Here is a 22,539-nt window from a genome sequence, read left to right on the forward strand (position 1 = left end):
CTCAAGGCCGACACCGACGTCTACTGGACCGCCGCGGACATCGGCTGGGTCACCGGCCACAGCTACATCGTGTACGGCGCACTCTCGAACGCCACCACCTCCGTGCTGTACGAAGGCACCCCCGACACCCCGCACCAGGGCCGCTGGTGGGAGATCGTGCAGAAGTACAAGGTCTCCATCCTGTACTGCGCTCCGACGGCGATCCGCACTTTCATGAAGTGGGGCAAGGAGATCCCGGAGAAGTTCGACCTGTCGACCCTGCGAGTGATCGGGTCCGTGGGCGAGCCGATCAACCCGGAGGCGTACATCTGGTACCGGGAGAACATCGGCGGCAACAAGGCACCGGTGGTGGACACCTGGTGGCAGACCGAGACCGGCATGCACATGATCTCCCCGCTGCCCGGCGTGACGGCGGGCAAGCCGGGCGCCGCGATGAAGGCGATCCCGGGCGTTTTCGTGGACGTGGTGGACGACGCCGGCAAGTCGGTCCCGAACGGCTCCGGTGGTTACCTGGTGATCACCAAGCCGTGGCCGGCCATGCTGCGCACGCTGTGGGGCGACGACGATCGGTTCGTCGAGACCTACTGGTCCCGTTGGCCGAACGTCTACTTCGCCGGTGACGGCGCGAAGAAGGACGAGGACGGCGACCTCTGGCTGCTCGGCCGGGTGGACGACGTGATGAACGTGTCGGGCCACCGGCTGTCCACCACGGAGATCGAGTCGGCACTGGTCTCCCACCCGAAGGTCGCCGAGGCGGCCGTCGTCGGTGCGTCCGATCCGACCACCGGCCAGGCGATCGCGGCCTTCGTGATCCTGCGCTCGGAGGCGGGAGACGGCGGCCCGGACGTGGTCCAGGAACTCCGCAACCACGTCGCCAAGGAGATCGGGCCGATCGCCAAGCCCCGCCAGATCATGGTGGTCGCCGAACTTCCGAAGACCCGCTCCGGCAAGATCATGCGCCGCCTCCTCCGAGACGTCGCCGAGAACCGCGAGGTCGGCGACGTCACCACCCTGGCCGACTCAACGGTGATGGACCTGATCAAGTCGAACCTCGAATCCGGCAAGACCGACGAGGACTGAGCCCGACAGCCTGTACGCCGAACGCCGGCGTACAGGCTGTCTCGTCTGCTCACCGAATTCGGTTGCTCCGGCGACCCGGCGCTGCTGGAATGACGCCGTGCCAGCACCCAACGGATTCGACTACGACAGGCGGCCCGACGGAACGGTCCGCATCACCCACCACGCCAAACCAGCCACCGTACTGCGAGGCCCGCGAGCCGCCGAGTTCCTCGCCGAGGTCGACAACGATCCGCAGGAAGTCATGGCCCGCTGGACCGGAAACTACAAACGCGGCAACGAACGAACCGCCAAAAACCACCCCCGCAACCGCCGCTGACCCTAAGCTGCGCGGGTGACCACACTCGTTGCGATCATTCATGCTGGGCTGGCTGCAGCCTGGGTTGGTGGGATGGCGTATTCGCTGTTCGTTGTTCAGCCCAAGTTGATGAGGTTCTTCGGGGTGGATGAGGATTCGCGTGAAGCGCTCACCGCAGTGATTGCCTCAGGCAACCGATGGAAGGTGATCGGGCTGGTCGCGGTGATCGCCTTCAGCGGGCTGATCCTTCTCCTGCTCGACAACCATCACTGGTGGATTCACGCCGTCAAGGCGGTACTGCTGCTCGCCGCCACCACCATCTTCTGGTACGTCTCGTGGCGCCACTGGCCTCGCCGTGTCTTCGCTACCTCGGCGGAACGCCCTGCTCTGCAACGCCAACTCCGCCTCCTGGCGACCGCGATGCTCGCCCTGACCGCGCTCGCCTTCGCCCTCGGAATCGCCGCCGCCCAGAGCTGATCATTGATCACACTTGGGGTGAAGAAGAAGTGGTGGTCAGGTGGCGCGGTAGGCGACGGTGATGTCGTAGCGGTCCGAGCGGTAAGTGGAGCGGCCGAACTCGATGACCTCGCCGGAGGCGGTGCGGGGGGCTGAGGTGATGATCAGGCAGGGGGTGGTGGAATCGATGCCAAGAAGGTCGGCGTCGGCCTCGCTCGGCGCGGAGGCAACGATCGAGGCGGAGACCATTCCGAGGGAGACGCCCCAGCGCGCCGACAGTTCGTCGTACAGGGAGAGTTCGGCGAAGTTGAGGGTCTCGAGGCCGGGGTAGCGGCGGAGGGAGAGGTTGGTGCGCTCGATCGCCATTGGTTCGCCGTCCGCGGTGCGGAGGCGGACCAGGTGCAGGACCGGTGTGCCGAGCGGCTCTTCAAGTTCTCCGGCGAGGGTCTGGCCGGCCGACTCGACGCGGTGTTCGAGCACCTTGGCGCCGGGGGTGATGCCGCGGGCGCGCATGTCCTGGCTGAAGGACGAGGTGAGCATGCGGTTCGGGCGCGGTTCGGCGACGAAGGTGCCGCCGCCGGGGCGGCGGGCCGCGAGGCCTTCGGCGACCACCCGGTCCACCTCCTGGCGGACCGTCATCCGGGCGACACCGAAGTGCTCGGCCAGGACCCGCTCCGAGGGCAGCACGGTGCCGGCGGTCAGCCGGCGGGTGAGCCGCTCCAGGATCTCGCGGATCTGGTCGCCCTTGGGCCGGTCGCTGCGCAGTTCCGTGGGGAGTTCTGCGAGGTCACCGGGGTTGTTCCTAGGGCGCGCCATGAGGTCAGTATCCCTGGGATTCTGCCCGGCAAACCGGTTGCCGGGGTAGCGAGCCGAAGCTGGAACCGCACCTCATGATTCCCGCTACAGAATCGCGGGCAGGCGACCACACCGCGTTCCCATCAGAGCGGATGGACAGCCCGGACCGCCTCTCGCGAGCGCGGGTAGTTTTGACGCTATGAGCCCAGCACAGTTCACGAAGGAAAGCGCTTCCACCGGTGAGTTCAAGCGCCAGGGCAACAGGTTCACCGGCCGGATCAGCCCGGAGTCCACCTCCGCGCCGGGCGAGGGACCGGACGAGCACGGGCGCTGGCCGCTCGAGCCGGGACGCTACCGCCTGGTCGTCAGCCTGGCCTGCCCGTGGGCTCACCGCGCGATCATCGTCCGCAAGTTGCTGGGACTCGAGGACGCGATCAGCCTGGCGATCGTGGATCCGATCCGGGACCAGTTGGGCTGGCGGTTCACCCTCGACCCCGGCGGCCAGGATCCGGTGCTCGGGATCAGCTACCTGTCCGAGGCCTACCTCGCCACCGACCCGGAGTACGACGGGCGCGTGACCGTCCCGGCGATCGTCGACACCGTGTCCGGCCTCGTGGTCACCAACGACTACCCGCAGATCACCCTCGACCTCTCGACCGAGTGGAAGGACTTCCACCGCCCCGGCGCGCCGCGACTGATTCCCGCCCAGCGCGAGGAGATGGATCAGCTGATCTCGGAGATCTTCGAGGACGTGAACAACGGCGTCTACCGCTGCGGCTTCGCGACGAGCCAGGAGGCGTACGAGGCGGCGTACGACGCGCTCTTCGCCCGGCTCGACTTGCTCGAGCAGCGACTGGCGGAGCGCGACTACCTCCTCGGCGACAACCTGAGCGAGGTGGACATCCGGCTGTTCACCACGCTCGTCCGGTTCGACGCGGTCTACCACGGCCACTTCAAGACCAACCGGCAGAAGTTGACCGAGTTCCCCAACCTCTGGGAGTACGCGCGCCGCCTCTACCAGCAGCCCGGGTTCGGCGAGACGGTGAACTTCGACCAGATCAAGCGGCATTACTACGTCACCCACGACAACATCAACCCGACCGGCATCGTCCCGAAGGGCCCGGACCCCGCCGTCTGGACGGCCTGACCGTTAGGATCTTGTCAGAGCGTCAGCTTGGTGTGCCGGGAAGTCTGGTCGGCGATCTGTCCGACGAGCCCGCGAAGGGGGCCGCCGATGCGGCTGCTGCAGAAACGACGAGCATTCCCACGCATCCTTGGGTCGGAGCGTGCATTCCTCGCAGACACCCTGCGAGCGGAGACCACTGGCGGCCTGGTGCTGGTCGCGGCGGCCGTCATCGCGCTGGTCTGGGCGAACTCCCCCTGGCAGGACAGCTACCACCACCTCCGCGACGCCCAGCTGGGCCCGCTCACCGTCGAGGGCTGGGCCACGGACGGTGCGCTCACCCTGTTCTTCTACCTGGCCGGCGTCGAGCTCAAGCGTGAGCTGGTCGTTGGGACGCTCTCGCGGATCAGCGAGGCCGTCGTCCCGGTGGTCGCGGCGATCTGCGGGATGGCGGTCCCCGCGCTGATCTACGCGGGCATCAACCTGACCGTTGCCGACGGCAAGCCTCACGGCTGGGCGGTGCCGACGGCAACGGATATCGCCTTCGCCCTGGCGGTGCTGGCGATCGTGGGCTCCTCGCTGCCGAGTGCGCTGCGGGCGTTCCTGCTGACGCTGGCGGTCGTCGACGACTTCGGCGCGATCCTGGTGATCGCCGTGTTCTTCTCGCACGGCCTGCACCTGCTCGCCCTCCTCGCCGCGCTCGCGCTGATCGCGGTCTTCTACTTCCTCCAGCGACGACGGGTCCGTACTCCGTTCCTGTACGTGCCGGTCGCGTTGGGTGCGTGGTGGTTCATGCACGAGTCCGGCATCCACGCGACGATCGCGGGCGTCGCCCTCGGCCTGGTGACGCGGGTGCTTCCGGATCCGGGCGAGACGCGATCACCCGCCGAGGTGCTCGAGCACCACCTCCGACCCTGGTCCGCCGGCGTCGCCGTTCCGGTGTTCGCGCTGTTCGCGGCCGGGGTGACGCTGAGTGGCGGCACGTTGCGGGAGATGCTGACGGACCCGGTGGCGATCGGGATCGTCGCCGGGCTGATGTTCGGCAAGGTCATCGGGGTGTTCGGTGGATCCTGGCTGACGGCACGGTTCACCCGGGCCGAGCTGAACGCGGACCTGGCCTGGCGGGATGTCGGCGCCGTCTCCGTGCTGGCAGGGATCGGCTTCACCGTGTCGTTGCTGATCGCTCAGCTGGCCTTCGGTACCGATGTGGCCCAGATCGAGCGGGCCAAGGCCGCCGTCCTGGTCGCGTCGTTGCTGTCCGCCCTGATCGCCGCCCTGCTGCTCCTCCGGCGGAACCGCGCGTACGCCGACTGAGCGCGGGGTACAGGCTGTTCGCGGAGCGCGGCGGTAGGGTCGGCAGCAAGGACGGAAGGAGCGCCATGTCGATGGGGCAGAACCAGGACGAGCCCACGGTCGGGCAGCTGGTTGCCAATGCCAGCCGGGACTTGTCCAGCCTGGTCCGCAGCGAGATCGAGCTTGCCAAGACGGAGCTGAAGACCACCGCGATCGCCGCCGGGACCGGCGCCGGTCTGTTCGGTGGAGCCGCCTTCCTCGGGCTGCTGGCGATCATCCTGCTGTCCATCGCCGCGGCGTACGGGGTGAATGCGCTGGGGCTGCACCCGGCCCTGGCGTTCCTGATCGTCGCCGGGCTGTACCTGCTGATCGCGCTGGTCCTGGTGCTGGTCGGCAAGCGGCTGATCGGCAAGGCCAAGGGCCCGCAGCGCGCGATCGAGACCTCGAAGGAGTCGGTCGAGGCACTCAAGTCGATCGGCAAGGGCGACTGAACTGAGCCCCGCCGGCGTCTCGGATCTGTTGGTCGACGGACCGTGGTCGCATTCGCTGGTCGCGGCCAACGGGGCCCGGTTCCACGTCGCCGAGTGTGGCGCGGCTGACGATCCTCTGGTCCTGTTCCTGCACGGCTTCCCCGAGTTCTGGTGGGCGTGGCGGGACCAGTTGCCTGCCGTCGCCGCCGCGGGCTACCGGGCTGTCGCGATGGACCTGCGCGGGTACGGCGCCAGCGACAAGACGCCGCGCGGGTATGACCCCTTCACGGTCTCCGCGGACGTCAGCGGCGTCATCAGGTCTCTCGGAGCCACCGACGCGGTCGTCGTCGGCCACGGCTGGGGCGGCTTCGTCGCCTGGTCGGCCGCAGTACTCGCGTCCAGGCAGGTCCGGGCGATCGCCGTAGTGTCAGCTCCGCACCCGCTGCTGCTCATGCGGTCGGGTCACCTGCGCTCTGCAGCTCAGATGGGCTGGTTCCAGCTGCCGATCCTGCCCGAGCGACGCCTGCTTGCGCATGATGGTGCCCAGATCGAGCAGTTGCTCAAAGCCTGGTCTGCGCCAGGCGGCGAGTTTCCGGACGCCGAGGCCTCCCGGCGGTACCGCGCGGCACTCCAGCTGTGGCCGGCTCCTCACTGCGCGCTGGAGTACCACCGGTGGTTCGTGCGGTCCCGACTGCGTGTCGACGGCCGGCGCTACTCGGCCCGCATGCGGACGCCGATCGCAGTACCGGTCCTGCAGGTGCAAGGCGGGCTGGACGGTGCCGTAGTACCGGCAGCTGGTACTACGCCCGCCGAGCTGGTGTCGGCTCCGCTGCGCCATGAGCTCCTCATGACTGTCGGGCACTTCCCCCACGAGGAAGCGCCCGACGAGTTCAACACCGTCCTGCTGGACTGGCTCGCGGACCTCAGGAAATCGCCTCGGGACCCACAGTCCCGGTGATCTGCCAACTGCCGGCCTTCTGATCGAGGCGGAAGGTCAGCCAGTGCGCGGCCAGGCAGTCGTACCAACTGCTGATGCCGAGCTCGACGTGGCCGTCCTTGTGCACGATCGGGGCGAGCGTGATGATCGGGGTCCTGGACTTCGGCACGTCACAGTTCTCGTTGCCGGCGGTCCGGATCCACTCGATCCGGGCGACGCCGGCCAGCGCGTTCTCGATACCGACCCGCTCGGCCTCGGTGAACGGCGTGCCGCGCACCCGACCGCCAGTGGGGTCACCGGCGCCCTCGTGTGGAGCATCCAGTACGTAGAGAACTATCGGCTTCGTCCCGGGCTCGCGCTCGAGGATGCCTTCGATGCCGGTGGCCCAGATCAACGGGTCGGCCGACTGGGTCTGCGCCGTCGGCACGGTCTCCGTAGCCTGTGCGACCGGTGGCGGGCTTGGATCACCCCTGCCGGCGGCGTACAGGATGCCGCCGAGGATCAGCAGTACTGCGGCCGCCGCCAGCAGCACCGGAGTACGGCGGTGTTTTGTTGCTTCAGGCAAGTGCTCGACCAGGTTCTCCTTGTCCGCAAAGGTTTCCCGGAGCAAGGTCCCGATCTCGTCGTCCGTCGGCTTGGTCATCTCACAGCTCCTCATCCCGGCCGGCGAGGCCTTCCCGCAGCGTCGCCAGCCCGCGGGCGGCATTGGAACGGACGGTGCTCGGCGAACAGTCCAGTACTGCGGCGATCTCGTCGTCCGGCAGATCCTCATAGAACCGCAGCACCAGTACTGCGCGTTGCCGGCGCGGCAGGTTCGCCAGCAGTCGCCAAGCCGCATCTCGCTGGGCCAGGCGGCCACTGATGTCCTCAGTTGTCGGCGTCTCGGCGAACTCCGCCAGCGGCAGCTCGCGGTTCTTCAACCGGCGGCGCCAGCTGAGGAACTCGTTCAGCACCATGGTGCGCAAGTACGCCTCAGGGTGTTCCACCGAACCGATCCGGTCCCAGCGGCGGTGCGCCCGGGCCAGTACGGTCTGGACCAGGTCCTCGGCGCTGTGCACGCCGCCGGACAACATCAGCGCGAGGCGCAGCAACCGTCGCTCGTTCGACGCCACCACCTCGTCGAACGAGACGTCGTCTCGCACCCCGTCGGTCACCGTCACACCCTCTCAACGCCGCGGCTCACCCGATCCGCTGCATCACCGGGGCGGTTTATTCAGGTGCAGGTGCGAGTCGAGACTTCCTGTGTGGTGCGGGTGCCTGCTGCGGCGTCGGCGGCAACCTGTTCCGCGGTAAGGACGTAGCCGGTGCGGTTGTCCTCCACCGAGGCGGCGAAGACCACGCCGTACACCGTGCCCTTGTTGGACAGCAGCGGGCCGCCGGAGTTGCCCGGGCGGACGGAGGCCCAGATGGAGAAGGCCTTGCGGGTCACTGTCTTGTCGCCGTAGATGTCCGGTCCGCGCAGCCGCTCCTCCGAGCGGATCCGGGCCGGCTCGGAATCGAACGGACCGTTCTCCGGGTAGCCGAGGACGACCGCGGTCGCGTCGGCCTTGCCGGTCTGGTCGAATGCCAGCGGTTGGATGTTGAGCTTGGGGACATATAGCACCGCGATGTCGACCTCGGGATCGAACAGCACCACGGTGGCGTCGTACGGGCGTCCGTTGACCTCGACCTTGGGCGAACTGACGCCGGCGACCACGTGAGCGTTCGTCATCACTCGTTGGGGGGCGTAGACGAAGCCGGAGCCTTCCAGGCCGCGCGAGCAGTTGGCGACGCCGGTGACCTTGGCGATCCGGCTGTACGCGTCGCGGACGGCCGGGGTCCGGGCGATCGCGGCGTCCGGCGGCTGCGTGTCGCGGATCCGCTCCGGCACGAACGGGTCGAGGAAGCGCGGGAAGAGGTCGGTGTTGACCACGTCGTTGAACGCCTGCAGGGCACGGTCGGCGCCAGTCGGCAGGGCCGAGTCAACCCTGGCCAGCACCTCCGAACCACGCACCGCCGACGTGACACTGGGGATCCGCGCGCCGCTGACCGCGACACCGAGCACCCAGGACACGACCAGCACGGAGACCGCGGCCAGGACGGCGCCACCGAGCGCGTCGACCGCCTTCACAGGTTTCCAGGAGATCTTGTTTCTCAGTCTGGAGCCGAGCAGGGCACCGACGGTCCGCCCGATCGAGGCCAGCAGCACCACCAGGACCAGGGCCGCGAAGGACACCTCGACGCTGGGCGAGAAGTTGTCCAGCACCCGCGGCACGCCGTACACGCCGACGGCCGCACCCGCGAGCAGGCCGACGGTGGCGCAGGCGCCCAGCACGAAGCCCTCGACGTACCCGGAGATCGCCACCAGTGCGGTCACCACCAGCAGTGCGATATCGAGACCGCTCACTCCACACCCTCCGGACGCCCCAGGTCGTGCTCGATCGCCGTCAGCCGTCGCTCCTCCCGCGACCGCTTCCCCTCACTCCGCCAGGCCGCTTCGACCAGCCGGTCGGGCAACGGTACGACGTTGCCGGGGTCCCAGTCGCGCGCCCAGCCGCCGAGCACCAGCATTTTGTCGAGCAGACCGGCCGTGAAGCCCCAGATGAACAGCTCATCGATCACGAACGCCGGCCCGGTAAAACCGGACGGATGTAGACAGCTGACCCGGTTCCGGGAATCGGCCAGCGCCTCGACGGAGACCCGGTGCACCGAGGCGACCTCACCCGGATCGACCACGGCGACCGGCGAGGGCTGCCGCCACCAGGCCAGTACCGGCGAGACGCCGAAGTTGCTCACCGGCACCCAGAGCGCCGGCCAGACCGCGAAGACCTCGACGCCGTCGGGATCCAGCCCGGTCTCCTCCTCGGCCTCACGCAACGCGGTGCGGACCAGCCCGTCGACGCCGGTACCGTCCTCCTCGTCACTTCGCCCGCCAGGGAACGCCATCTGGCCCGCGTGCGACCGCAACGTCCAGGCCCGCTCGGTCAGCAACACATCCGGACCGTTGCCGTCAGCATCGTTGCCATCAGCAAGCAGAATCAGCACTGCGGACTGCCGCACGCCCGGGTCGTCCGGCGGGAGGAAGCGGGACAACTCCGTGGGGTCGACCCGCTTCGAGGCGGTCGCCAGAGTCTGCAGCCAGGCGGGCAGTTCGATGTCGAAGCTGGCGCTGGTCTTCACCAGGTCACCCCGAGTTTTTCCTTCACCAGTTGGTCAAGCTGGTTCTGGGAGGTCAGGACGCCGCGGTGCACGAAGACGACCGCGCCGTCCTTGTCGATGAAGGCGGTCAACGGTGGTCCGCCGATCTTGAGCGCCTGCTGGGTGGTCTTGTCCTGGTCGACCACGTGCGGGTAGTCCAGTCCGTGCTCGGTCGCGAACTGGACCGCGAGCTCGGGCCGAGGGTCGGCGTAGTCGATCCCCAGCAGTTGGACCTTGGCGCCGGCCTTCTTCTGTAGCTCGGCCAGGTACGGCGCCTCGTCACGGCAGGGACCACACCACTGGGCCCAGACATTGAGCACCAAGGGACCACGGAGGTCCGCCAGCCGGATATCGGGGCCTTCCCCGAGGCAGGGCAGACTGACGTCCGGCAGGCTGTTCGTTGCCGGCGGCCTCGACGTGGTCGACGGGCAAGCCTTCAGCGTCTCCGCGCCGGGGACGTTCGTGCCCTGCGGCTGCTCACCTCCCGGCTGGCCGGTGCCAGGCCGATTCGCCCCTTGATCTCCGCTGCCGCTCTGCTCGGGGCCACAGGCCGCCAAGATGCCCAACGCAACCACCGCCGCCAGGGCGAGGCGCGCAGTACGGAGGGGCGGGTGGTTCACGCCGGGACCTTCACCAGTTTCGCCGCGACCTCGGGGTCGGTCGGGCCCTCGCCGTACGAGGGGCACCAGTGCGCCACCGGGCAGGCGCCGCAGGCGGGCTTCTTGGCGTGGCAGCGGCGCCGGCCGTGGAAGATCAGCCGGTGCGAGAGCATCGTCCAGTCCTTCTTCGGGAACAGGTCGCCGATGATGTGCTCGACCTTGACCGGATCCGTCTCCTCGGTCCAGCCGAACCGGCGGACCAGCCGCCCGAAGTGGGTGTCGACGGTGATGCCGGGGATGCCGAACGCGTTGCCGAGCACCACGTTCGCGGTCTTGCGGCCGGTGCCGGGGAGTTTGACGAGCTCTTCCAGTTTGTTCGGCACCACGCCGTCGTACTCGTCGGTCAGCACCTGGCCGAGCTTCATCAGGCTGTTCGTCTTGGCCCGGAAGAAGCCGGTCGGCTTGAGGATCGCCTCCATCTCCTCCCGGTCGGCCTCCGCGTACGCCTTGGCGTCCGGGTACTTCGGGAAGAGGGTCGGGGTGACCTTGTTGACCATCACGTCGGTGGTCTGGGCGGACAGGATGGTGGCGACCAGCAACTCCAGCGGAGTGGTGAAGTCCAGCTCACAGTGAGCGTCCGGATAAGTCTCGGTCAGCACCTTGTGCATCTTCCGCGCCCGCCGGACCAGCTGGGTATGGGTCTCTTCCTTCGGCATCCGCTTCGCCGGCGGCCGACCGGGCGCCTCGGTCAACGCCTTCTCGGGGGACGCTGCGGTCTTCTCGGTGGCCGCGGCACGCTGGGCTGGCATGCAGGCCAGCCTACGTGGCGGCTCCGACACCCGCCGACCGGCACTTTCGCCCACGATCGGGGTGGGCGGCGAGGGCCGCCGGGACGCGCCCGGAGTGGCCTACGTGGCGGCGCGGATAGTCGAGGGGCTACGGTTTTGGGGCAACCGGGTGTGAACGGCCGGGTGCCGGGTGGGCTTGAAGTCCGCTCGAGGCTAGTGGTCAAAGGTCCGAGGAGGCCCATTCGTGGACGCCGCAGTGCTCCGACAGGCACCGCTGTTCAGTCAGCTCGACGAGGAGGCAGCCGCCGCGCTGGGCGCGTCGATGACCGAGAGCCGGCTGCGCCGCGGCCAGGTGCTGTTCCACGAGGGCGACTCCGGTGACCGGCTGTTCGTCGTCGTCGAGGGCAAGGTCAAGCTCGGCCGGACCTCCGCCGACGGCCGGGAGAACCTGATCGCCGTGCTCGGCCCCGGCCAGATGTTCGGCGAGCTCTCGCTGTTCGACCCGGGACCGCGGTCCGCGACCGTCACCGCCGTCACCGATGCCTCCCTGATGTCCCTGACGCACGACGAGCTGCTCCGCTGGCTGGCCGGGCGGCCCGAGGTGGCCCGCGGCCTGCTGCTGCAGCTCGCGTCCCGGCTCCGCAAGGTGTCCGACGTCGTGGCAGACCTGGTGTTCTCCGACGTCCCCGGCCGCGTGGCCAAGGCCCTGCTCGACCTCGCCAGCCGCTTCGGCCGCACCGCCGACGACGGCGTCCACGTGCACCACGACCTGACCCAGGAGGAGCTCGCCCAACTGGTCGGCGCCTCCCGCGAAACCGTCAACAAGGCCCTGGCCGACTTCGCCTCCCGCGGCTGGGTCCGCCTAGAGCCCCGCTCCGTAGTCCTCCTGGACGTAGACCGCCTCCAACGCCGCGCCCGCTAACCCCACCCCCACCCCCTTCGCCCGCCCATCTCTCGGCGAACCCACGGTTTGAGGGGTTGTCCCCTCAAACCGTGGGTTGCTTGCGTGGATACCGGGCGCCAAGCCACCGTTTCAGGGGACAACCCCTCAAACCGTGGGTTCGCGCAGGGCTCGCGGTGTCAGGCGGTACGGCGGGCGGAGTCAGGCGGTACGGCGGGCGGCGCGTGCGAAGGCCTGGCGGATCCGCGCGGCGACCTCGGCTGGACGGGCCAGGTCGGACCAGATGATCCGGACTACCTCGACCCCCAGCGCCCGCAACCGATCCTCCCGGCGCTTCTCCTCGATCAGTGCCTCAGCTGAACCGCCGGAGTACTTCACCAGCCCGTCGAACTCGACCACGGTGTTGTGCTCGGGGAAGTAGAAATCCACCCGGCCGACGAAACCGGCGGCATCCTCGAAGTCGACTTGAAGCATCGGCGCCGTCAACCCCTGGTCGTTCATCAGCACCCGCAACCGGGACTCGCCGACCGATTCGCACCGTCTGTCGGCGAACGCCAGCGCCTTTCTGGCCGTCGGGCTGCCCGGCCAGAACTCAACCACATCGAGGACCTTGCCGATCGCCTCCGCGCTGAGTTGGGGACGCCGAACGGCGGCATCGGCGATGACCACTGCCGCTTCGAAGGACGCAGTACAGGCAGTTTCGGCCACCGCGCGGGGCAGCGTTGTCGTGATGAGGCCCTGCACTTCGGTGAGTTCGCCGGGGGCCAACTTTCCGCGATGATGCCGTACGGCGCCGGTCAGGCCGCCGCGGAAATTGTCCAACCGGGTGAGATGCACCTCCTCCAATCCGATGCCCCACAACGGAAGGTCGTGCAGGACCAACGCGGATTGGTGGCTGACGGCAACTGACTCGGGACGTTTGGAGTTGACCACCGCGTGAACCTGGCGTCGGTGCAATTGCCGCTGCTGATCCCAGGGGGCCAGGCGGCTCAGATCCACCGATTCGGCGTACTGGCCATGCCGAACCCGCTCCCAGCGGCCATCGCGGAGCCGCCGGCGAACCTGCTCCAAGGTGTACCCGCAGTCGGCTGCCTGAGCACTGCTGAACACCCCACCTTGCTTGGCCGCGACCACCTTCAACTTCGGATTCACCTCCCAAGCATCGACCCCCGGCCGGCCTCCCCGCATCCCCTCTCCCACAACCTGTGGACAACCCAGTGCTGGGACTCCAACTGCCGCCCATCGGGTCCACTTCCCGTCCGGCGGCGAACCCACCGTTTCGGGGGTTATCCCCTGAAAGCGTGGGTTGGCGCCCGGAATCCACGCGAACATCCCGCAGTTTGAGGGGATACCCCCCGAAACGGTGGGTTCGCTGCTGGAGGCGGGGGTGGGGCGGCGCAGGGCGGGGCGACGCAGCGCGGGTGGGGTGGAGCGGGTGGCGTGGAGCGGGGCAGGGCGGGGTGGGTGGGGTTAGGGGTTTAGGTAGGCGAGTTGGGCGTGGACTGAGCGTTCGGCGGCGGGCCAGAGGATGGGGTCTACGTCGGCGTAGACGTGGCGCACGATGGACTCGGGGGTGGTGTGGCCGGCGGCGACGGCTTCGCGGACCTGGGCCAGGCGTTCGCGGCGGTGGTTGAGGTAGTAGGTGAGGGCGGCCGTGGGGTCGTCGATGACGGGACCGTGGCCGGGGAGCAGGCGTTCGACGCCGGCCGGTGAGTTGGCGAAAGCGAGGAGTCGCTCCAGGGAGTCCAGATAGGGGCCTAGGGCACCATCCGGGTGGGCGATCACCGAAGTACCGCGGCCGAGAACCGTGTCACCGGTGAGCAGGGAGCCGTCCTGTGGGAGCCAGAAGCAGACCGAGTCGAGTGTGTGGCCGGGAGTCGGCAGTACTTCGATCCGCAACTCCCCCGCGCTGATCACATCCCCCTCGGCCAGCCCGTGGGCGTGATCCGTCGGGATGCGGAAGGCGGGATCGACAGCACGGATCCCGCAGTTCGCCTGACTCGCGAACCACGCGGCGCCCTCCGAGTGGTCGGGGTGGTTGTGCGTGAGCAGCACGGTCTCGACAGTGCATCCGTACTCCGCGACTGCGTCGAGCACGGCCTGCAGGTGATCGGTCAGCAACGGCCCAGGATCGACCACCACCGCCTTGGGAGCATCGGGAGCCCGAAGGATCCAGGTATTGGTGCCCTCGAGCGTCATCGGTCCCGGGTTCGCCGCGAGCACCCGGGAGGCGTAGGGAGTCACCATCTCGGCCGTCATGTCGTCTCCAGGTAGGCGTGGTCGCCTTCCACCCGGACGGTCGGGAGGATCGGGCGGATCTCGCGGTCGGTGGATGCTGCCAGCACGTCGGCGACACCGGCGTACGGGATGAGGTCGTGGCAGCAGAGGTAGGTCGGCGGGAGCATCAGCATCTCGCCGGCCTCGACCGCCTGGACGGCTTGGGCCGGGTGCATCCAGGCGACCTGGTCGGACTCGCTGGTGACGTCCCGGGTGACCTGGCCGGGCGGGAGGGCGGCGACGAAGAACCGGGTGTCGTAGCGCCGCGGTTCGAACTCGGGGGTGATCCAGTGCGCCCAGACCCCGAGCAGGTCGGCGCGCAGTACCAGGCCGCGCCGGTGCAGGAAGTCCGCAAACCCCAGCGATCGCCCCTCGAGCGCAACCCGGTCCGCCTCCCAGTCGTCGCCGGTGGTGTCACTGACCACGGATTCGGTCGACGGACCGGCGAGCAGCACACCCGATTCCTCAAAAGTTTCCCGTCCTGCGGCCGCAACGTAAGCGGCAGCCGTCTCCGGGGTACACCCGAGCCGCTCGGCGAACCACGAGGGCGACGGACCGGACCACGAGTCGGCGATTGACGCGTCAGTCGCGTCGACCCGGCCGCCGGGGAACACCGTCATCCCCGCCGCGAACGCCATCGACTGCTGCCGCCTGAGCAGATACACCTCGGGCCGGGAAGCGGTGTCCCGGAGCAGGATCACGGTCGACGCCGGCCGCGGTTCAACCGCCGTTCGGCCGTCCCGCGCGAACGACAGCGCTTCGGCAGCCATCCGGCCGGACATCAACTGCGACTTCAGATCCCGGACCATCCACACCTCCAGATCAACAAACCTCCCCCGAGGCCGGCCACCAAGTACAGACCGGCGCCACCTGAGGCTCCGTTCATTCGCCCCTCTTTGCCCTCCCGGCAGCCTGTCACCTGAACGCCCGCCGTTCTGGAGGGCAAAGAGGGGCGAAGGAACGGAAGGTGCGCTCGGGCGCCGGCGGTCGGCAGGTGGGGGGTGCCGGAGTACAGGGTGGGTCAGGCGACCTCGACGATCAGCTCTACCTCTACCGGGGCGTCGAGGGGGAGGACGGGGACGCCGACGGCGCTGCGGGCGTGTTGGCCGGCTTCGCCGAAGACCTGGCCGAACAGCTCGGAGGCGCCGTTCGCGACCTGCGGCTGGCCGGTGAAGTCCGGCGTGGAGGCGATGAACACGACCGCCTTGACCACGCGCACCACGTTCGCCAGGTCGCCGATCTCCGACTTGACCGCAGCCAGGGCGTTGAGCGCGCATTGCTGTGCGCATTCACTCGCAACCTCGGGAGTGACGGTGCCGCCGACCTTGCCGGCGGCGATCAGGGTGCCCTCGCGCAGCGGCAGCTGGCCGGAGGTGTAGACGAGGTTCCCGGTCCGGACCACCGGAATGTAGGCGGCGACCGGCTTGGCGACGTCGGGCAGCTTCAGACCGAGCTCGGCCAGGTTCTCCTCGGGGTGACTCATGATTCGGCGATCTCCCGCTTGAAGTAGGCGACCAGGTTCTCCGGGTTGAGCCCCGGGACGACCTGGACCAGCTCCCAGCCGTCCCGGCCGAAGTTGTCCAGGATCTCCTTGGTCGAGTGGACCAGCAGAGGCGCGGTGAAGTACTCGAACTTCTTCATGCCTGGACTCTAACGGGCGGCCCGCCCGGTGTGATGTGGCCTACGCCCTAGTCTGGGGAACATGGCGAGGCTGCATGTGGTGACCGGCAAAGGGGGGACGGGGAAGACGACCGTCGCCGCCGCTATGGCGCTCGCGCTGGCTGACGAGGGCCAGCGGATCCTGCTGGTCGAGGTGGAGGGTCGCCAGGGGCTGGCGCAGCTCTTCGACGTACCGCCGCTCCCATACGTCGAGCGCCGGATCGCGGTGGGACCGGCTGGGGGCGAGGTCTACGCGCTGGCTGTCGACGCGGAGGCGGCTCTGCTGGAATACCTGGACATGTACTACCACCTCGGCCGCGCCGGGAAGGCCCTCGACAAGGTGGGCGCAGTCGACTTCGTCACCACCATCGCCCCGGGACTCCGCGACGTCCTCCTCACCGGCAAGGTCTACGAGGCCACCCGCCGCAAGGCCCACGGCCGCCTCGCGTACGACGCTGTCGTACTGGACGCGCCTCCCACGGGCAGGATCGGGCGGTTCCTCAACGTGAACCACGAGGTGGCCGGCCTGGCCAAGGTCGGGCCGATCCGGAACCAGGCGGACGCGATCATGGGGATGCTCCGGTCGGATGTCACCCAGGTCCACCTGGTCACGTTGCTGGAGGAGATGCCGGTCCAGGAGACGCTGGACGCGGTCGAGCAGCTGGAGAAACTGGACCTGCGGATCGGCTCGATCGTGGTGAACATGGTGCGGCACAGCCCGCTGGACGATGAGTCGCTTGCCCTTGCAGTGAAGGAGAAACTGCCTGCCGCTGAGCTGACCCGGGGGTTGCGGGCGGCCGGCATCACCGCCACCAAGGAGATGGTGTCCGCGCTGGCGGCCGAGGCCCACGACCACGCAGTACGGGTCGGGCTGGAACGAGAGAACCGGGACCGGATAGATGCCCTAGGCAAGAAAGTGACGGAGCTGGCGTTGCTGCCGGACGGGATCGATCACGGTGCGCTGTTCGATCTGGCCGAGGAGCTGCGGTCATGAGCAAACTCGATCTCGACCGGCTGATCGACGACGCCGGGACGCGCATCATCGTGACGTGTGGGTCCGGTGGGGTTGGCAAGACGACCACGGCTGCCGCCCTCGGTCTACGGGCTGCCGAGCGCGGGCGGAAGGTCGTAGTACTGACGATCGATCCCGCCCGGCGGCTGGCGCAGTCGCTGGGGCTGACCGAGTTGGACAACACCCCGCGGTCCGTTGCCGATGTCGACGGATCCGCCGGGGGTCGGCTGGACGCGATGATGCTGGACATGAAGCGCACCTTCGACGAGGTGGTGCTCGCGCACGCGACCCCGGAGAAGGCCGAGCAGATCCTCGCGAACCCCTTCTATGTGGCGCTTTCGTCGTCGTTCGCGGGGACGCAGGAGTACATGGCGATGGAGAAGCTCGGGCAGCTGCACAAGCAGGCCGAGCGGACTGGCGAGTGGGACCTGATCGTGGTGGACACGCCGCCGTCGCGGTCCGCGCTGGACTTCCTGGATGCGCCCGAGCGGCTGGCGTCCTTGCTGGAAGGGCGGTTCCTGCGGCTGCTGCTGGCGCCGGCTCGCGGCCCGTTCAGGCTGATGTCGGCCGGCGTGAATCTGGCCATGTCGGTGATGAACAAGGTGCTCGGCGCGCAGGTGCTGACCGACGTACAGACCTTCGCAGCGGCCTTCGACACGTTGTTCGGCGGATTCCGGGAGCGGGCCACGAAGACGGTGGCGCTGCTGCGGGAGCCGCATACGTCGTTCCTGGTGGTGGCGGCACCGCAGAACGACGCGCTGCGGGAGGCGTCGTACTTCACCGAGCGGCTCCGCGAGGAGAACATGCCGCTCGCCGGGGTCGTGCTGAACCGGGTGACCACGACGCACGTGCCGGACCTCTCGGCCGAGAAGTCGCTGGCGGCGGCCGAGCGGCTCGAGGAAGGCGGCAAGTCCGAGCTGACGGCGGCCGTACTGCGGCTGCACGCGGACAAGATGCGGCAGGTGGTCAGCGACCACAAACGGGCCGACCGCTTCCGCCGCGGCCACCGCTCGATCGCCACCATCGACGTCCCGGCCCTCCCCGACGACGTCCACGACCTCACCGGCCTCCGCACCATCGGCGACCTCCTGACCGCCTGACGCCGGAGGTTTCACCCTCAGCGAACGGGGAAATCAGGCGGGAATGTGCGGGTGGGGGCCGTGGTTGAGCCTGTCAGACTCAATCTTCGACAGAGGGTGTGACAGCGTGACTGAGACGTTGAATCTTCCTGTTCTACCGCTCGACGACGTCGTGGTCCTGCCTGGAATGGTCGTACCGGTGCGGCTCGCCGACGCCGAGGCCCGCGCTGCCATCGACGCCGCGCAGGCGTCCGGTGAGGACAAGGTGCTGCTGGCACCGCGGCTGGACGGGAAATATGCCAAGGCCGGGACGCTCGGTGAGATCGAGCAGATCGGCAGGCTGCCGGGCGGAGCCCAGGCAGCTGTGATCCGGGGCGTTGCCCGGGTCCAGATCGGCGCGGGGACCACAGGTCCCGGGGCCGCACTCTGGGTCGGCGCGACCGTCCTGGACGAAACCACAGACGAAAAGTCGGGCGAACTGGCCCGCGAATACAAGACGCTCACCACCACGGTGCTGGAACGTCGCGGCGCGTGGCAGGTCATCGACTCGGTCAAGCAGGTGAACGGCCCGGCGGAACTGTCGGACCTGGCCGGCTACGCGTCGTACCTGACCGACGAGCAGAAGCTCTGGCTGCTGGAGACGCCTGACGTCTCCGAGCGGCTGACCAAGCTGATCGGCTGGGTGAAGGATCACCTCGCCGAGCTCGAGGTCTCGGACGCCATCAACAAGGACGTCCAGGAGGGCATGGAGAAGCAGCAGCGGGAGTTCCTGCTGCGCCAGCAGCTCGCGGCCGTCCGCAAGGAACTGGCCGAGCTGGACGGGACGACGGCCTCCGAGGAGGAGGACTACCGCGCCCGCGTCGAGGCTGCCGACCTGCCTGAGCACGTCCGCAAGGCCGCGCTGACCGAGGTCGACAAGCTCGAGCGGACCGCTGAGCAGTCCCCCGAGGTCGGCTGGATCCGGACCTGGCTGGACACCGTGCTCGAGCTGCCCTGGAACGAGCGGACCGAGGACGGCTACGACCTCCGTGAAGCCCGGGCCATCCTGGACGCGGACCACTCCGGTCTGGACGACGTGAAGGAACGCATCACCGAGTACTTGGCGGTACGCCGTCGCCGGGCCGATCGTGGCCTCGGGGTAGTCGGTGGACGCCGCAGTGGCGCAGTACTGGCGCTAGTCGGTCCTCCTGGTGTGGGTAAGACCTCGCTGGGTGAGTCCGTGGCGCGTGCGATGGGCCGGAAGTTCGTCCGGGTCGCCCTGGGTGGCGTCCGGGACGAGGCCGAGATTCGTGGTCACCGCCGGACGTACGTCGGGGCGCTGCCCGGGCGGATCGTTCGGGCCATCACGGAAGCCGGTTCGATGAACCCGGTGGTGTTGCTGGACGAGATCGACAAGGTGGGTGCTGACTACCGGGGTGACCCGACAGCGGCCCTGCTGGAGGTCCTCGACCCGGCGCAGAACCACACCTTCCGGGACCACTACCTGGAGGTCGAGCTGGACCTGTCCGACGTGGTCTTCCTGGCCACGGCGAACGTGCTCGACTCGATCCCCGCGCCGCTGCTGGACCGGATGGAACTGGTGCAGCTGGACGGGTACACCGAGGACGAGAAGGTCGTGATCGCTCGCGACCACCTGCTCCCGCGGCAGCTGGACCGTGCTGGTCTAGGGGCCGAGGAGGTCAGCTTCGACGACTCGGCGCTGCGCCTGCTGGCCGGCGAGTACACCCGCGAGGCGGGCGTCCGTCAGCTCGAGCGGTCCATCGCTCGCGTACTACGGAAGGTGACCGCCAAGCTGGCTTTGTCCGGCGAGGAGGCTCAGGATCTGCGGATCGCGGAGAAGGACCTGAAGGGGTACCTGGGTTCGCCGAAGTTCACGCCCGAATCGGCAGAGCGTACTGCGCTGCCGGGCGTGGCGACTGGTCTGGCAGTGACGGGTGCTGGTGGTGACGTCCTCTTCATCGAGGCTTCGCTGGCCGACAAGGAGACGGGCCCGACCGGGGTCACGTTGACGGGTCAGCTCGGCGACGTGATGAAGGAGTCGGCGCAGATCGCCCTGTCGTACCTGCGGTCGCATGGCGCGGAGCTGGGACTGCCGGTCGGTGATCTGGCCGAACGGAACACCCACATCCACGTTCCCGCCGGTGCTGTCCCGAAGGACGGCCCGTCGGCCGGTGTCACGATGACCACGGCGCTCGCGTCGCTGCTGTCGGGACGGCCGGTGCGTTCGGAGGTCGCGATGACCGGTGAGGTGTCCCTGACCGGACGGGTGCTCCCGATCGGTGGCGTGAAGCAGAAGCTGCTCGCCGCCCACCGGGCCGGCCTGACCACGATCCTGATCCCGAAGCGGAACGAGCCGGATCTGGAGGACGTGCCGGAGTCGGTGCTGTCCGAGCTGACGGTCCACCCGGTCAGCGACGTCCGGGAAGTGCTGGAGCTGGCGTTGCAGCCGGCTCAGGTCGACGCCCGGCAGTTCGCCGCCTGACCGTTCGGCGTTAGCGGTTTCGGCCGGCGGAACCACCTTCGGGGTGGTTCCGCCGGCCTTTGCGCGAGTACGGTCGGGTGACGTGCCGCAGGCCGTAGTACGGGCCTCGTACGGACGCTTGAAACGGCCTTCCGGTTGACGTGAGGAAGAACACATTCCCGGGGTAGGCGTGGCTCTGCGATCACGTAGGCTCTATCTCCATGCGCGTTAGGGAGAAGGACGATCGAGGCGTCGTCCAGTCGGTGGTTCTGTTCCTCGGGGTGAGTGTGCTGTCGGGCGCACTGGCGGCCGGTCTGGCGATCCCGTTCGCGGGGTTGGCCGGCTACGGCACGGAGAAGACGTCCACCGCTTTGCAGGACCTCCCTCAAGAGCTGAAGACCGATCCGCTGGCGGTGCCGAGCAGGATTCTGGCCAGCGACGGCTCCGTGATCGCGAACCTGTACGAAGAGAACCGGGCGCCGGTGAAGCTCTCGCAGGTCAACCCGATCATGCGCAAGGCGATCGTCGCGATCGAGGACGACCGGTTCTACGAGCACGGCGCGCTGGACGCCCAAGGCACGCTGCGAGCACTGCTGCGCAACCAGGCCGAGGGCTCGGTCCAGCAAGGTGGTTCGAGCATCACGCAGCAGTACGTGAAGCTGAGCCTGATCGCGAAGGCCCAGACGGCCGAAGAGGTCAAAGCGGCCACTGCCGACACCTACGAGCGCAAACTCACCGAGCTGCGGTACGCCGTGGCCGTTGAGAAGGAATACTCCAAGGACGAGATCCTGGAGAAGTACCTGAACCTGGCGAACTTCGGCGACGGCCAGTACGGCATCGAGGCCGCGGCCAGGCATTACTTCTCGACCACCGCGGCCAAGCTGACCCTGCCGCAGGCCGCGATGCTCGCCGGACTGGTGAAGAACCCCACCGGCTACGACCCGACGAACAACGCCGCCCGCGCCAAGGAGCGTCGCGACGTGGTGCTCCGCCGGATGCAGGAGCTGAACGTCATTACGGCCAAGCAGGCCAACGACGCGATCAAGACCCCGGTGATCGATCCCAAGAAGGTCAAGGCGGTCCCGAACGGCTGCGCCAACTCCAAGTACCCGTTCTACTGCGAGTACGTCGTCTCGGAACTGGTGAAGAACAAGACCTTCGGCAAGACCGAGAAGGAAGCCGAGCACTACCTCAAGACCGCCGGCCTGACCATCAAGACGTCACTGGACCCGAAGGTGCAGGCGGCCGCGCAGAACTCGATCGACGTGAACAGCAAGCCGAACGACCAGTCCATCTCGGCGGTCACCATCGTCGAGCCGGGCACCGGTGTCGTCAAAGCGATGGTGCAGAACCGGAAGTACGGCAGCGGCAAGAACCAGACGGCCTACAACTACAACGTCGAGAAGTCTTACGAGGGTGGTTACGGCGGGTTCCAGAACGGTTCGACGATGAAGGCCTTCACCATCGCGGCTGCGATCCAGAAGGGCTTCCCGCTCAACCACCGGATCAACTCGCCGAAGACGATCAACCTCAGCGGCAAGAAGTTCACCACCTGTACAGGGACGACCAAAGACGACAACTACTCGCCGAGCAACTCCACTGCAGCCGGCGGCGACCTGACCATGATCGATGCGGCCAGGGCCTCGACCAACACCTATTTCCTGCAACTGTCCCAGCAGGTTGGCCTCTGCCAGATCTCCAAGGTGGCCACTGCGCTCGGCATGCACAATGCCCAGAGCGGTGATCCTCTGGAGCAGGTCGTGTCGATGACGCTGGGCGTTGGCTATGTGACGCCTCTGATGCTTGCCAACGCCTACGCCACGTTCGCGGCGCGCGGCATGTACTGCACGCCGGTCATCATCACGGGCGTGACCAACGCCGCCGGCAAGGCGCTGGGGAGCTTCGGCCCGAACTGCAAGCAGGCCATTTCGCAGCAGGTCGCGGACGGCGTGAACTACGTGCTACAGCAGGTGATGATGCCGGGCGGTACCGGGGGCACCCTGAAGTTCGGCAGCAGCGACCTGGCCGGCAAGACGGGAACGATCCAAGACAACCTGGCGGTCTGGTTCGCCGGCTACACAAACAAGCTGGCAGCGGCCTCTGTCGTCGCGGACGCCACCTTGCCGTACAAGAACCT

At 68.2% G+C, this 22,539-nt stretch carries 24 protein-coding genes; 12 read left to right on the forward strand and 12 right to left on the reverse strand.

Annotated elements, in window-relative coordinates; all coding sequences use genetic code 11:
- The 3 genes from VFG33_RS25570 to VFG33_RS25580 all read left to right on the forward strand — a co-directional run.
- Positions 1-1,080: AMP-binding protein (locus VFG33_RS25570; RefSeq protein WP_325055494.1), on the forward strand; the 1,080-nt coding region annotated here is incomplete at its 5' end.
- 97 nt (positions 1,081-1,177) lie between these two features.
- Positions 1,178-1,396, forward strand: coding sequence for a hypothetical protein (locus tag VFG33_RS25575; RefSeq protein WP_325055495.1), 219 nt, complete (start codon positions 1,178-1,180; stop codon positions 1,394-1,396).
- 15 nt (positions 1,397-1,411) lie between these two features.
- A complete protein-coding gene (locus VFG33_RS25580) occupies positions 1,412-1,852 on the forward strand; it encodes a hypothetical protein (RefSeq protein WP_325055496.1) in 441 nt (146 codons plus the stop codon).
- Between the two features lie 36 nt (positions 1,853-1,888).
- Here the strand turns inward: VFG33_RS25580 and VFG33_RS25585 are convergent, their stop codons facing one another.
- On the reverse strand, positions 1,889-2,647 hold the full coding sequence (locus VFG33_RS25585) for a GntR family transcriptional regulator (protein WP_325055497.1): 759 nt from the start codon (positions 2,645-2,647) through the stop codon (positions 1,889-1,891).
- 178 nt (positions 2,648-2,825) lie between these two features.
- Between VFG33_RS25585 and VFG33_RS25590 the strand changes: the two genes are divergently transcribed.
- The 4 genes from VFG33_RS25590 (at position 2,826) to VFG33_RS25605 (ending at position 6,470) form a co-directional block, all read left to right on the forward strand.
- Entirely contained in the window at positions 2,826-3,773 is a 948-nt protein-coding gene (locus VFG33_RS25590) for a glutathione S-transferase family protein (RefSeq protein ID WP_325055498.1), read from the forward strand.
- 87 nt (positions 3,774-3,860) lie between these two features.
- A complete protein-coding gene (nhaA, locus tag VFG33_RS25595) occupies positions 3,861-5,063 on the forward strand; it encodes a Na+/H+ antiporter NhaA (protein WP_325055499.1) in 1,203 nt (400 codons plus the stop codon).
- A 71-nt stretch (positions 5,064-5,134) separates the two neighbouring features.
- Entirely contained in the window at positions 5,135-5,533 is a 399-nt protein-coding gene (locus tag VFG33_RS25600) for a phage holin family protein (RefSeq protein WP_325055500.1), read from the forward strand.
- Positions 5,534-5,561: 28 nt separating this feature from the next.
- Entirely contained in the window at positions 5,562-6,470 is a 909-nt protein-coding gene (locus VFG33_RS25605; protein WP_325055501.1) for an alpha/beta fold hydrolase, read from the forward strand.
- On the opposite strand, the gene VFG33_RS25610 is transcribed toward VFG33_RS25605, so the two are convergent.
- The 6 genes from VFG33_RS25610 to nth are packed head-to-tail and all read right to left on the reverse strand — an operon-like array spanning position 6,436 to position 10,941.
- Positions 6,436-7,092: a hypothetical protein gene (locus tag VFG33_RS25610; protein WP_325055502.1), complete on the reverse strand. Its 657-nt coding sequence runs from the start codon at positions 7,090-7,092 to the stop codon at positions 6,436-6,438. The two genes, VFG33_RS25605 and VFG33_RS25610, sit on opposite strands and share 35 nt — an antisense overlap.
- A 1-nt stretch (position 7,093) precedes the next feature.
- Positions 7,094-7,603: a SigE family RNA polymerase sigma factor gene (locus VFG33_RS25615; RefSeq protein ID WP_325055503.1), complete on the reverse strand. Its 510-nt coding sequence runs from the start codon at positions 7,601-7,603 to the stop codon at positions 7,094-7,096.
- A gap of 59 nt (positions 7,604-7,662) precedes the next feature.
- Positions 7,663-8,835, reverse strand: a complete 1,173-nt coding sequence (locus tag VFG33_RS25620) for a MarP family serine protease (RefSeq protein WP_325055504.1) — start codon at positions 8,833-8,835, stop codon at positions 7,663-7,665.
- Complete coding sequence (locus VFG33_RS25625; protein WP_325055505.1) at positions 8,832-9,608, reverse strand: NUDIX hydrolase; 777 nt, start codon at positions 9,606-9,608, stop codon at positions 8,832-8,834. Before VFG33_RS25625 ends, VFG33_RS25620 begins: the two co-directional genes overlap by 4 nt.
- Entirely contained in the window at positions 9,605-10,246 is a 642-nt protein-coding gene (locus tag VFG33_RS25630; RefSeq protein ID WP_325055506.1) for a TlpA family protein disulfide reductase, read from the reverse strand. The genes VFG33_RS25625 and VFG33_RS25630 overlap by 4 nt, the downstream gene beginning before the upstream one ends.
- Complete coding sequence (gene nth, locus VFG33_RS25635; RefSeq protein ID WP_325055517.1) at positions 10,243-10,941, reverse strand: endonuclease III; 699 nt, start codon at positions 10,939-10,941, stop codon at positions 10,243-10,245. Before nth ends, VFG33_RS25630 begins: the two co-directional genes overlap by 4 nt.
- A gap of 316 nt (positions 10,942-11,257) precedes the next feature.
- On the opposite strand from nth, the gene VFG33_RS25640 reads away from it, so the two are divergent.
- Positions 11,258-11,935 carry a Crp/Fnr family transcriptional regulator gene (locus VFG33_RS25640; RefSeq protein WP_325055507.1) on the forward strand — a complete coding sequence of 226 codons (678 nt, stop codon included), beginning with the start codon at positions 11,258-11,260 and terminating at the stop codon, positions 11,933-11,935.
- A gap of 180 nt (positions 11,936-12,115) precedes the next feature.
- On the opposite strand, the gene VFG33_RS25645 is transcribed toward VFG33_RS25640, so the two are convergent.
- The 5 genes from VFG33_RS25645 to sp36 form a co-directional block, all read right to left on the reverse strand.
- A complete protein-coding gene (locus VFG33_RS25645) occupies positions 12,116-13,066 on the reverse strand; it encodes a type IV toxin-antitoxin system AbiEi family antitoxin domain-containing protein (RefSeq protein WP_325055508.1) in 951 nt (316 codons plus the stop codon).
- Between the two features lie 318 nt (positions 13,067-13,384).
- Positions 13,385-14,173, reverse strand: coding sequence for an MBL fold metallo-hydrolase (locus VFG33_RS25650; RefSeq protein ID WP_325055509.1), 789 nt, complete (start codon positions 14,171-14,173; stop codon positions 13,385-13,387).
- Positions 14,170-15,000, reverse strand: coding sequence for an NUDIX hydrolase (locus VFG33_RS25655; RefSeq protein WP_325055510.1), 831 nt, complete (start codon positions 14,998-15,000; stop codon positions 14,170-14,172). The genes VFG33_RS25650 and VFG33_RS25655 overlap by 4 nt, the downstream gene beginning before the upstream one ends.
- 212 nt (positions 15,001-15,212) lie before the next feature.
- A complete protein-coding gene (locus VFG33_RS25660; RefSeq protein ID WP_325055511.1) occupies positions 15,213-15,674 on the reverse strand; it encodes a RidA family protein in 462 nt (153 codons plus the stop codon).
- Entirely contained in the window at positions 15,671-15,832 is a 162-nt protein-coding gene (sp36, locus tag VFG33_RS25665) for a Sp36 family protein (protein ID WP_325055512.1), read from the reverse strand. The genes VFG33_RS25660 and sp36 overlap by 4 nt, the downstream gene beginning before the upstream one ends.
- A 61-nt stretch (positions 15,833-15,893) precedes the next feature.
- On the opposite strand from sp36, the gene bagA reads away from it, so the two are divergent.
- The 4 genes from bagA to VFG33_RS25685 all read left to right on the forward strand — a co-directional run.
- Positions 15,894-16,844 carry an ATPase BagA gene (gene bagA / locus VFG33_RS25670; protein ID WP_325055513.1) on the forward strand — a complete coding sequence of 317 codons (951 nt, stop codon included), beginning with the start codon at positions 15,894-15,896 and terminating at the stop codon, positions 16,842-16,844.
- Positions 16,841-17,962 carry an ArsA family ATPase gene (gene bagB / locus VFG33_RS25675; RefSeq protein ID WP_325055514.1) on the forward strand — a complete coding sequence of 374 codons (1,122 nt, stop codon included), beginning with the start codon at positions 16,841-16,843 and terminating at the stop codon, positions 17,960-17,962. The genes bagA and bagB overlap by 4 nt, the downstream gene beginning before the upstream one ends.
- Before the next feature lie 106 nt (positions 17,963-18,068).
- On the forward strand, positions 18,069-20,423 hold the full coding sequence (lon, locus tag VFG33_RS25680) for an endopeptidase La (RefSeq protein WP_325055515.1): 2,355 nt from the start codon (positions 18,069-18,071) through the stop codon (positions 20,421-20,423).
- Positions 20,424-20,623: 200 nt separating this feature from the next.
- Positions 20,624-22,539 (forward strand): transglycosylase domain-containing protein (locus tag VFG33_RS25685; protein ID WP_325055516.1); only part of this gene is annotated, 1,916 nt, incomplete at its 3' end.

Source organism: Kribbella sp. (assembly GCF_035687465.1).
Lineage (GTDB): Bacteria > Actinomycetota > Actinomycetes > Propionibacteriales > Kribbellaceae > Kribbella.